This is a genomic window from Pseudoalteromonas sp. Isolate6 (assembly GCF_022398435.1).
Classification (GTDB): Bacteria; Pseudomonadota; Gammaproteobacteria; order Enterobacterales; family Alteromonadaceae; genus Pseudoalteromonas; species Pseudoalteromonas galatheae.
Window position 1 is genome coordinate 1 of the sequence record NZ_JAKEVK010000185.1, and the last position, 9,585, is coordinate 9,585.

General features: G+C 42.8%; 9 protein-coding genes. 2 read left to right on the forward strand and 7 right to left on the reverse strand.

Annotation, left to right across the window (positions count from 1 at the left end; translation table 11 throughout):
• The first annotated feature begins 30 nt into the window (after window positions 1–30).
• On the forward strand, window positions 31–612 hold the full coding sequence (locus tag L1D50_RS18510; protein WP_239966565.1) for a hypothetical protein: 582 nt from the start codon (window positions 31–33) through the stop codon (window positions 610–612).
• Between the two features lie 416 nt (window positions 613–1,028).
• On the forward strand, window positions 1,029–1,241 hold the full coding sequence (locus L1D50_RS18515) for a cold-shock protein (protein ID WP_010369631.1): 213 nt from the start codon (window positions 1,029–1,031) through the stop codon (window positions 1,239–1,241).
• A gap of 57 nt (window positions 1,242–1,298) precedes the next feature.
• On the opposite strand, the gene L1D50_RS18520 is transcribed toward L1D50_RS18515, so the two are convergent.
• The 7 genes from L1D50_RS18520 to L1D50_RS18550 form a co-directional block, all read right to left on the reverse strand.
• The gene (locus tag L1D50_RS18520; RefSeq protein WP_128727345.1) at window positions 1,299–2,633 is read right to left on the reverse strand and encodes a magnesium transporter; all 1,335 of its coding nucleotides are present in this window, start codon (window positions 2,631–2,633) and stop codon (window positions 1,299–1,301) included.
• Between the two features lie 3 nt (window positions 2,634–2,636).
• A complete protein-coding gene (locus tag L1D50_RS18525) occupies window positions 2,637–3,458 on the reverse strand; it encodes a CBS domain-containing protein (protein ID WP_138523264.1) in 822 nt (273 codons plus the stop codon).
• 9 nt (window positions 3,459–3,467) lie between these two features.
• Complete coding sequence (locus L1D50_RS18530) at window positions 3,468–4,325, reverse strand: mechanosensitive ion channel domain-containing protein (protein ID WP_138523262.1); 858 nt, start codon at window positions 4,323–4,325, stop codon at window positions 3,468–3,470.
• A gap of 216 nt (window positions 4,326–4,541) precedes the next feature.
• On the reverse strand, window positions 4,542–5,006 hold the full coding sequence (locus L1D50_RS18535; RefSeq protein WP_138523260.1) for a pyridoxamine 5'-phosphate oxidase family protein: 465 nt from the start codon (window positions 5,004–5,006) through the stop codon (window positions 4,542–4,544).
• A 62-nt stretch (window positions 5,007–5,068) separates the two neighbouring features.
• On the reverse strand, window positions 5,069–5,623 hold the full coding sequence (locus L1D50_RS18540) for a type 1 glutamine amidotransferase domain-containing protein (RefSeq protein ID WP_138523258.1): 555 nt from the start codon (window positions 5,621–5,623) through the stop codon (window positions 5,069–5,071).
• Window positions 5,624–5,872: 249 nt separating this feature from the next.
• Window positions 5,873–6,658 carry a hypothetical protein gene (locus L1D50_RS18545; RefSeq protein WP_128727350.1) on the reverse strand — a complete coding sequence of 262 codons (786 nt, stop codon included), beginning with the start codon at window positions 6,656–6,658 and terminating at the stop codon, window positions 5,873–5,875.
• 707 nt (window positions 6,659–7,365) lie between these two features.
• Entirely contained in the window at window positions 7,366–9,366 is a 2,001-nt protein-coding gene (locus L1D50_RS18550; RefSeq protein WP_239966566.1) for an alpha-amylase family protein, read from the reverse strand.
• Between the last annotated feature and the right edge of the window lie 219 nt (window positions 9,367–9,585).

The window sequence follows — 9,585 nt, forward strand, 5'->3', positions numbered from 1 at the left end:
CAATAATTACAAAATAAACAAGGAGTTAATATGCGATACCTCACAGCAATAGGGACTTTTTTATTAGCTGCTTACTCTATTTATCTGAATACGGTCATCTCAGACTTAGAGTTTGAGCGAGATAATTTAGAGGAGCGTATCGCAGCTCTCTCCAGCAACATTAAAGCTTCCGACAATGTAAAGCCACACCTCGAAGAAGTAGCTATCAGCAGGCCAAAGCCTAATGGTAAGTTTGCAGATGAGAATAGCACTAACCAATATACTGAAATCAAAATACCTAAAGAAAGTGAGGAAAGAACAATCACACCTTCGAAAGATAAAGGGTTTAACGAGCAATCTGTAGACGAAACCTGGGCATTCGAATTTTCCGATCAGATTCATTACTTTTTCATGGAAAACGACATTCTAAACAAGCTACGCGTAACTAATATTGACTGCCGTGAAACGGCCTGTCGAGTGGATATATATATTAATGAAGACGAGCCAATCGAAACCGCAACGGCTATTGGTAAAATATTTGGGAGCGATGAACGCTGGCAAGCTCATCCCTTCTACTTTAATTCAACGCCTGAAGATGGGGTGATCCAGGTTGAAATCAACAGATACAAATAGTTAAAAGTTTGGAAGTGTTATCTCTCAGCGCTTCCGAGCAAATAGGTATTCGTTGAAATACCTCTAAGCCAAGTCTTCTACAACAGTAAATTTTAAGCATGCAAGGCTAGAAAACACACGTTTCAAATTCGTGCATCACAATCAAAGTTCCACCAATAAATCCGATCAAAACTCATCACAGCTCACTTTTTAAACAAAAAAGTTGCAAACTTCATTGGACAGCGCCATAAGAACGCTATACTATATGCAGGCTTTAGATACTTAGAGCACTTACTACTGCTGCACTGTTTTTTCTTGATACTCTTTTTTTTAAAAAGTCGTTTATAGATATACCAATGCGTTACTAGCTAAGTTTTATCTATCGCTTTGTCGGTGATTTTCACCACACAATTAATTTTTTGAAAAAGGTTTCAATTATGTCTAACACAGTAAATGGCACAGTTAAGTGGTTCAACGAAGAGAAAGGTTTTGGTTTCATCACTCAAGAAAACGGCGGTAAAGATGTATTCGTACACTTCCGTGCTATCGTTTCTGACGGTTTCAAAACTTTAACTGAAGGCCAATCAGTGTCTTTCACAGTTGAAGAAGGCCAGAAAGGTCCTCAAGCAAGCAACGTAGTAGTTAACTAATACGTATTGCTCAGAGCTAGTGCCTGCACTAGCTCTACGAAGTACCCCATTCCTCTCTTAGCCTTTCGGCAACATATCAGACAACAACAACGCAATCCCTAAAAATGACATAAAACCTGCTATATCTGTAATTGTCGTAAGTACAATTGATGAAGATTGCGCTGGATCGAGTCCAAACTTTTTCAATGCTATTGGTACAATAGCGCCTGAGCTTCCCGCAATGACAAGAGACGATATCATCGCCAGCGCAATAACAAGTGCAAGACCGAGTGATTGACTCCACAGATATACACCAATACCACACGTAACCGCTATTGCTACCCCATTTAACAGCCCAACCATCATCTCTTTTAGCATCACTTGATACCAGTGCCGCGTCGAAATTTCTCGTAGCGTTAAGCCTCGCATCGTTACAGCCAAAGCTTGAGCTCCTGCGTTACCCGACTGCCCAGCTGCCACTGGTAGTAAAATAGCTAAAGCGGTAACTTGAGCAATCAGCCCCTCAAATGCCCCCACGACTGCAGCAGCCGCAAATGCGGTTAATAAGTTAATCTGTAACCATGGAAGCCGTTTCTTTACTGCAAACCAACTACTTGATAAGGCTTTCTCGTCTTTACTTGCACCTACCATGGTCTGCATATCACTCGCTAAATCTTCTTTGGTTGATTGATAGGCATCAAAGAATCGGATCTGCCCAACTAGCTGTTGCTGCGCATCAAGTACTGGAATTGCTCGCACTTTGTGCCCTTCAAACGCTTCCACGACCTGATCTTTATGATCCATCACATTTAACGTGACTCGGATTGGTGTCGCAACCTGCATCAGAGTTTTACTTGAGGAGCTTCCCACTAAAACATTGAGTGTTGTTTCGCCCACCAAATCCTGCTGTTCGTTTAGCACATAGATAACATCTGGCACTTTACCGTCTAATCGCTTCAGCTGCGAGAGCACTTCACGTAGTGTGGTATCTGAGTAAAACGCTTGAACCTTTTTGTTCATCATTCTCGCTGCAGTATTTTCAGGAAAAACCAGCAGCTCACTAAGTTCATCTGCTATGGTTGAATGCTGCTCCGTTAATTTGACAAGTAGCGCCTGCTGCGCTTCCTGCGATTGTTTGTTCAATAGTCCAACCGCAATATGGCTATCTAGGCTCGCTATAAACTGCGCTTGATAATCTACCGGGAATTGCGTAAAAATCTGCTCAGCGGCTCCTGGTGGCAAATATTTCCATAGACGATAAATGATATGTCGTGCCTGCTGTTGTAATAATTCAGCGGCTTCTTCTGGAGGTAAAGTGCCGAGGAGCTGCGCACTTTTAAGCGGAAACTTACTTAAAAACTCCTCACTGAGCTGCTCTACCGCTGAATCTAGTGTATCTTTTGCTGCGCTCATCGCTTATTTCCCCTTGACCTTAACTGGCACCAATGTATCTAACATGCTGGCAAACGAACTGGTGTAGGCATCTAACAAATCTAAAGATTCGCTTTGCTTGTCTTGTGTTTCATCCACTCTGCCAAGTGCACTTCTCACTCTGTAATGTGGCAACACCCCAATAAAGTCACCATTTCGATTGGCAACCGCAACCTGATCTTGTTGCGCCCAAACGGGTGACTTTAATGCACTATGCAACTCGGTATAACCGCTTAAAGAAATGACGTGAGTATCCATTAAATCTGCAATTTTCTGTTGCGATGTTTTTCGAAGTAAATGGTAAAGCGACAACTGACCCACCACATGCCGGTGCTGATCCACCACATAAACTAGTGCAAACCCAGTGTAGTCACGTTTTTTTAGACGCAGCAGTGACTCCTCAACTGTCATTGTCTCTTCAAGAATTAATACATCCGTTTCGACCCATGCTCCTACAGTATAATCTGGATAGCTAATCAGCATCTTACAGAGAGTTTGTCGTCTTACTGAGACAAGGTTAAGAAAACGTGCAAGTTCATCATCCTGTAGATGCCTGAAGATAGCGGCAACATCTGCCAGCTTCATTTTGCCAAGCCATCTAGCAATATCGACATCCGTTTGCGTTATCAGAATTTCTGCTGCACTACGAGGCAGCATGACTTTAAGCACATTTAAAGCAACTTCATTTGATAGAGTTTTGAGTAACTCGGCAGCTACATCTGGCGTTTGCAAAGAAAGTAAGCGCGCGGCGCCTGCGGGCTCTTCTTGTAAAAAGTGTTGCGCAATTTTAAGGTTTAACGCTGACATAGGGCCTCCCTACTGCTTACTTGAATGACTGTGTGTCGCGGTAATATGTGCCGAGTCCTGTAAAAATTGCCTAGCCGGTATTAGAGTTCTCCCCTTTTGGGTTTCAATCACTAGCATCGTTGCCGTGATTTCGGTGAGCGTGCCTGAAACGCCCGCAATTTCAATTTGATCGTTAATTCGACAGTGACGCAGCGCTTGTTTTGCTGCAACGGTATTTGCGATTAGCTCTCGACTCCCAAGACCAAAGGCCAATGCAACTCCTGCACATAGTACGCCTGTCAGCACCACTACCATATTGGTCACAAATTGAATATTGATCCCTAATTGCTCAATACCTATTACTGTTGCGGTAAATAGGATCGCGAGCTTGGCTATGTTACCCGCGACTTCGACTCGCGCAAACCCGACCGACTGCGCACCGGCTCTTGCCATGGCACTGGCCAAATTACCAAGCAGATAACCACCAACAATAATAAATATCCCAGCAAGGAGATTTGGTAAGTAACTGAGTAGCGAGGAGATCCAGTCACTAAAGAAGTTTAAACCAAGGCTGGATGTGGCCGCTGCGATAAAAAACATCATCGTGACCCAAAACACGGTTTTCCCTATCAGTCGAGCGTGTTTTAGATTTAGCTGAAGCGATTGTTCAGTTTGTACTCGTTGGCTTAAGCCCGCCAATGCGCGATTGCACAGCTTAAACAACGAAATAGTCAGCTTACTCAATAGCCAAGCCACTATCCAACCGACAAATAGCATGAGTGCCGCGCCCAATAGCTGCGGAGCATGAGTAACAAGTTGATTGATTAATTGCTCGTAACTGGCAGATAAGGCGTGTTGCCAATTATCAAAGGTACCCTCGGTGGCCATGTAAACTCCTGAATTCGCTGAAACAGCTTACTTTTAAATCAATACATTCATTGTTATCACAGTGTTAGCCGTTGTCCAGAGAATTCCCCGAAGTCCTAAATATTTAAACTACTAACAATACATTTTGGAGTATTTTCGTATGAGTGGAAGCACTTAAGGCGCAAAAACGAAAACTGTCTTTACGCCTTGGTTACTTATTTACATTGGGTATTATAACTACCTAAAGCGGATAGTCTCTCGCTCACCCATTTCTTCCGGTTCCACATTTTTGCCCACGGCTAGCTTTAATAAGCCACTTAAGTCGGGGCTAACATGCCAAATTTCAGCATCATCCAGTTCAAAACGAAGCATGATAAGCTCGGGGTCATCTTTACCCTTTTCAAACCAGCTCTCTGCCTGCCTTGACCAATGGGCATCAAGTACGTCTTGTCTTGTTTCTTCGATTAAGTGTCCGCGAATACACGCGAATACGTTATGCCCTTTACTGGAAAATTGCGCGGTTGCCTTGCCACACCTAGCAATACGATTTGTTTTACTGGTAAAAAACCAAAACTCGCCATTGGCGTCTTTATCCAGCTGTGCTCGCATTGGCTCATGGTGATTATTGTCATCACTCAAACCAATCATCACATTGGGGCTACTGTCTAGCGCTTCCCAGAAGGTTTTCTTTATGTCTGACATTATCTTCTCCTTATTTATACCTATTAGCGTCTGCTTGAAACGGCACAAACCCACTCTTTCAATTAATTGATATTATCTTGCTGCAAAGCCTCGATGATTGCTTTATTAAAAGCGTCAAGATCATTTGGATTACGACTTGTGATCAAGTTGTCGTCTACTGCAACTTTAAGGTCAATCCAGTCTGCACCGGCATTCTTAAGATCGGTTTTGATACTTGGGAAAGAAGTAAGCGTTTTTCCCTCCACCAGCTGCGCTTCGATTAGCAGCCAAGGGCCATGGCATATCGCCGCGATTGGGCGTTTATTACCAAACTCTGAAAAGGCCTGAATGAATTTAACCGCAGATTTTTCTTGCCTTAGTTTATCGGGGTTGAATAATCCGCCAGGTAAAACAAGCCCAGCATACTTACTGGGGGTGGCTTCGTCCAAAGTTAAGTCAACGGCGACTTTCTCACCCCAATTGTCTTCATCCCAAGCAGTAATATCGCCCTTTTTTAAAGAAATGATATCAACATTAAATCCCGCACTTTCAAGTGCCTGCTTAGGTTTAATCAGCTCACTTTGTTCAAATCCGTCAGTAGCCAAGATTGCAACTGAAATATTATCTGAGTTCTTCATCCTTCACTCCTTCAATACGCTAATGATGTTGAGATAGATGCAGAATTGATACCACCATATAACTTCATGAAATATATAAACATTAAAGTTTAAGCATCGTTTGGATGTAATCTTTACAGAGCTGAGGAATGTAAATCTGGACTAAATTAGATGGAATATATTTGGTCCTGAAGTCGCACAAAGGTCATAAAGGTGGAGAAAATCGTTTTAGTGAGCGTGGCGATGGCCACGCTCGTACGACACGTGGTATTACTTCACTACTAACTCTTCATGAACTATATAAATACCGGTTGGATTTGTTAATGACAACACTTTGACTGCTAAGGTTTTACCAGCTGCATTCTCACATTCAATGATTTGATACAGTACTTGTTTTCCAGCTTGAGAATTATCCACGGTAATATCTGTTGTAAATATATCTGAATGGAAAGGCCCTTTGCCATTTTCCCCATGGAACAAACCGAGCTCTACACCGCGATTGGATAATGTGCTACAGCGCCCACCGTTGCTCTGACTGTCGACATTTAAATGACTCTTGACCCGATAGGCACTATGATAACCATATGTATTTGGACGATGAACAAACTCCCCAGCAGGCTGTGCACTAATATCCCACTGTACAAGCGGTGCTCCAGGAACGTTAACATAAACATCATACTGCTCACCAGCAGCGCTAGTGCACGCAACCTCAACTCGTTTATTATCAGTCAAGTATTGCTCTGGAATGTCGGCTACAGCTTGTAGAACAGAAGTATTGCTAGACAGTAGTTGGACATCTGCATGCGCAATTTGCTCGCCCGATGTATGGTGATATACATTCGCGTAGCTGCAAAAATCTCCCTCGCCTCTTGGATATAAATCAACCTTAAGGTTATGTGCAAATTCACTTGCTAGTACGGCGGTTGCTATAGGACCGTTAGCGTACTCTGTGACACGTTCAAAGCCATCAATATCATGCGCTTGATTGGATAAGGCAACACTACTTGCTGACACAAGCATGGCGGCAAAAGATAGAGCGAAACCTAACTTCTTCATTATAAATTTTCCTTATTTAATCTTATAGAAAGCCTAGTTGCTGATATGTAATTGGGCCCATTCGCAAACAGCAAGTTGATAATAGTTATCAATGACAGCGCTGACAATTGTTTTATAACTCCGTTTAATGATCTAAATCAAGTTATTGTTTTTCAATGTTTTACTTGTTAAAAAACAGTTTAAACTGGACATAATTTAACCTCGTAAAGTTTTGTATTTATCATTATTGATGGATAGCCCTTTCATATCTAATAGGCCGAGTTTAAGTATATAAAATTGATTGGGCACTGAAGCACAACATTATCGTCGCAGTTTAAAACTCGGTTAGATAAATCAGCGCAAAAGGTAGTACTAAAATCGAAATGGGTGAGGTCATTGATCACACACTAAGGCAATGATGAAACTCGTTCCGCGAACTCGACGACAAAAAGTGAAACATAATAGCAACTGCTCAGCTCGCGCTATCAAGCCGTTCGTCATCAACCGCAAAAACTGAATATTTAGATCCACCACAAACAAGGAAGAGGATAACGCGATACTGTACCACTTAATTGAGGCCGTGTAGGTGAGTTAGTTTAGGCACTCTACGATATCAACAGATCACGACCTTGGAACTCTAGCTCGCTACACATATACGAAAACCTAAACGCAATTAAGCTGATTTAGCCCTTTTCTCCTAGATGATAAGCGAGCATTTTTTAAAAACATTAGGGTAAAATGAGAACAGAGTTTGTGCCAAACTCAAACACATTCAACTTTCCGCATTGAGCAAAATGATTATTGCTCGCATATGGTGTGCCTTGTTGGTTAATATCCCCCTCCCAACCTTGACCATTTTTAACGAATGCTTTTACTTCAAACCAACCGTTGAATGCTTTGCTACAATCCATTTCTACTTCCAGCAACCAGTAATGTGCTCCCCATTGGTTGAGTGACATGACGCCAAAACCCTCGCTGTCGTAACGTTTTTCCGCGCCCCAGTTAGCAGGCCAAATATTGGTTGTCCAATCCAGCGGACTCCCTTGGGCACCACTAGACTGCCTAGTTTCAGCCGCTAGCCAATCCAATCTGTTATCAGCCACTTTCCAAGCCGAAGTTGTCATGTTTCGCATGTTCAAATGCTTGATAGGTAAAGAGCAAAGAGTAGGATCGGCGCCGCAATCAATCCCTCTCTGCAATGCTGCGGCATGATCAAGACCACCTCGAACGAACATATCCTGACCCGATTGAGTTTCAGCTTTAATAAAAACTAATGTGCGTTGCCAATCACCAGTCTGCGGTGGGGTTGTCAACTTACTTTGATGATGAATGGCTACGGCATCCATAGCTGCTAAATTAATTTGTGCGTAACCGTTGGTATCAACTTCGATGCTTTTACCTGCGCAGTTTTCTTGACCGATACCTCCACTTAGCACATCACAATAGGTTCCGGCAGGGAGCCCTGTTTGCAGGCTTTGAACCATACTAGAAGATTCCCGGTTAATGGCGACAAAGCCTAAATTACCGCGAGAAAAAGCAATTTGGTTATTACCGTTGTCCCACCAATTTGCCACAGTCCAATTGCCATTAGTATGATTTCTAAACTGCATTGCACCTGCAATCATTGGGCGACGATGCTCACACTGCCATAATTGACTAGTACAATTGAGGTTACCATTTTGATGAACAGGCACCGAAGGGCCACCAGCATCAGTGTCACCATTAAATTCATAACTAGACATCACTTTAGGATAACCATAAGGATACGCCAGCATGAATACATTCGCTAAATCGTATAGTTTACCATCATGAAAGGTAACGATAGATCCCGCACCACCATGCCCACGCTGGTTATCATGGTTGTCTGTAAATACTACGGCTTTATAACTTGGCATCATGCCCCAAGCTTCGCCAAAGCTTTTTAACCAAGCCAGTTTGCCTTGTTTAAATGTCTCGCTCAGTTTAATGCTGTACTTAAACTCGGTGACTAAGCCATTTTGATGATATTCAGAAGCAGAAACCGCCTCACCTCCTTGATCAATCACCTCTTGGAAAATGACCGCTGGTTGATTTAGCTTGGCCAACACATCGCCAATATCACTTGCAGGCATGTGCTTGCTTGCATCCAGCCTAAACCCCGCCACGCCCAGAGACTGTAAATCGCTCAAAAAGCCCGCGAGGGTATTTTGTACGTAGCTCGCATCGGTGTCTAAATCATGAAGTCCTACGAGTTCACAGTGCTGCACTCGCCATGCATTATTACCGTAGTCTTCAGGGTTTATTGCGCAGGTCTCATGAAAATCTTGTGGACTATAGATAGAATATTGTTTGTTGCCAAAGGTGTTACCCGCAACTCCGGTGCCGTTGCCATGGGCCATGTGGTTTATAACGGCATCAACATAGATATCTACTCCGGCAGATTTACATCTCGCGACCATATCGGCAAATTCGGCTCGACTACCACTACGACTCGCAATCTCATAACTGACTGGCTGATAACGAGTCCACCATTGATCCCCTGTAATATGCTCATTGGGTGGTGATACTTGCACTGCAGCGTAGCCATTTGGCCCCAAAAACGTTTCACACTCCGTAGCAACATCAGCCCAAGACCATTCGAATAAATGAACGAATGTTGTTGGGTCGCCGTCAACGGCATGTGCAGGTGTAACGCAACTGGATACTAACAACACTCCAGCTGCAATTTGGTTTAGTTTTATATTTTTCATTATTGCGCCTCTTATTCACACAAGATTAACAATATAGAATTCCTAGCTAAACAATCTATTGAATACGTATGCATTGGTTTTACTAACAAGTAGCTGTGCTAAGAGTCAGCATAAACACCGAGTAGTATTTAAATTTCAGCAGTGAATGAGCATCTCAAGCAACTGAAGCCATGCACACCATGTGCGACAACAATTAAATTGCAATTAACAAATTAATAT

Coding starts and splice junctions, on each gene's coding strand:
- L1D50_RS18530 (WP_138523262.1), bottom strand. CDS start 4,325: ATGGCCACCGAGGGTACCTTTGATAATTGGCAACACGCCTTATCTGCC.
- L1D50_RS18515 (WP_010369631.1), top strand. CDS start 1,029: ATGTCTAACACAGTAAATGGCACAGTTAAGTGGTTCAACGAAGAGAAA.
- L1D50_RS18525 (WP_138523264.1), bottom strand. CDS start 3,458: ATGTCAGCGTTAAACCTTAAAATTGCGCAACACTTTTTACAAGAAGAG.
- L1D50_RS18510 (WP_239966565.1), top strand. CDS start 31: ATGCGATACCTCACAGCAATAGGGACTTTTTTATTAGCTGCTTACTCT.
- L1D50_RS18535 (WP_138523260.1), bottom strand. CDS start 5,006: ATGTCAGACATAAAGAAAACCTTCTGGGAAGCGCTAGACAGTAGCCCC.
- L1D50_RS18520 (WP_128727345.1), bottom strand. CDS start 2,633: ATGAGCGCAGCAAAAGATACACTAGATTCAGCGGTAGAGCAGCTCAGT.
- L1D50_RS18540 (WP_138523258.1), bottom strand. CDS start 5,623: ATGAAGAACTCAGATAATATTTCAGTTGCAATCTTGGCTACTGACGGA.
- L1D50_RS18550 (WP_239966566.1), bottom strand. CDS start 9,366: ATGAAAAATATAAAACTAAACCAAATTGCAGCTGGAGTGTTGTTAGTA.
- L1D50_RS18545 (WP_128727350.1), bottom strand. CDS start 6,658: ATGAAGAAGTTAGGTTTCGCTCTATCTTTTGCCGCCATGCTTGTGTCA.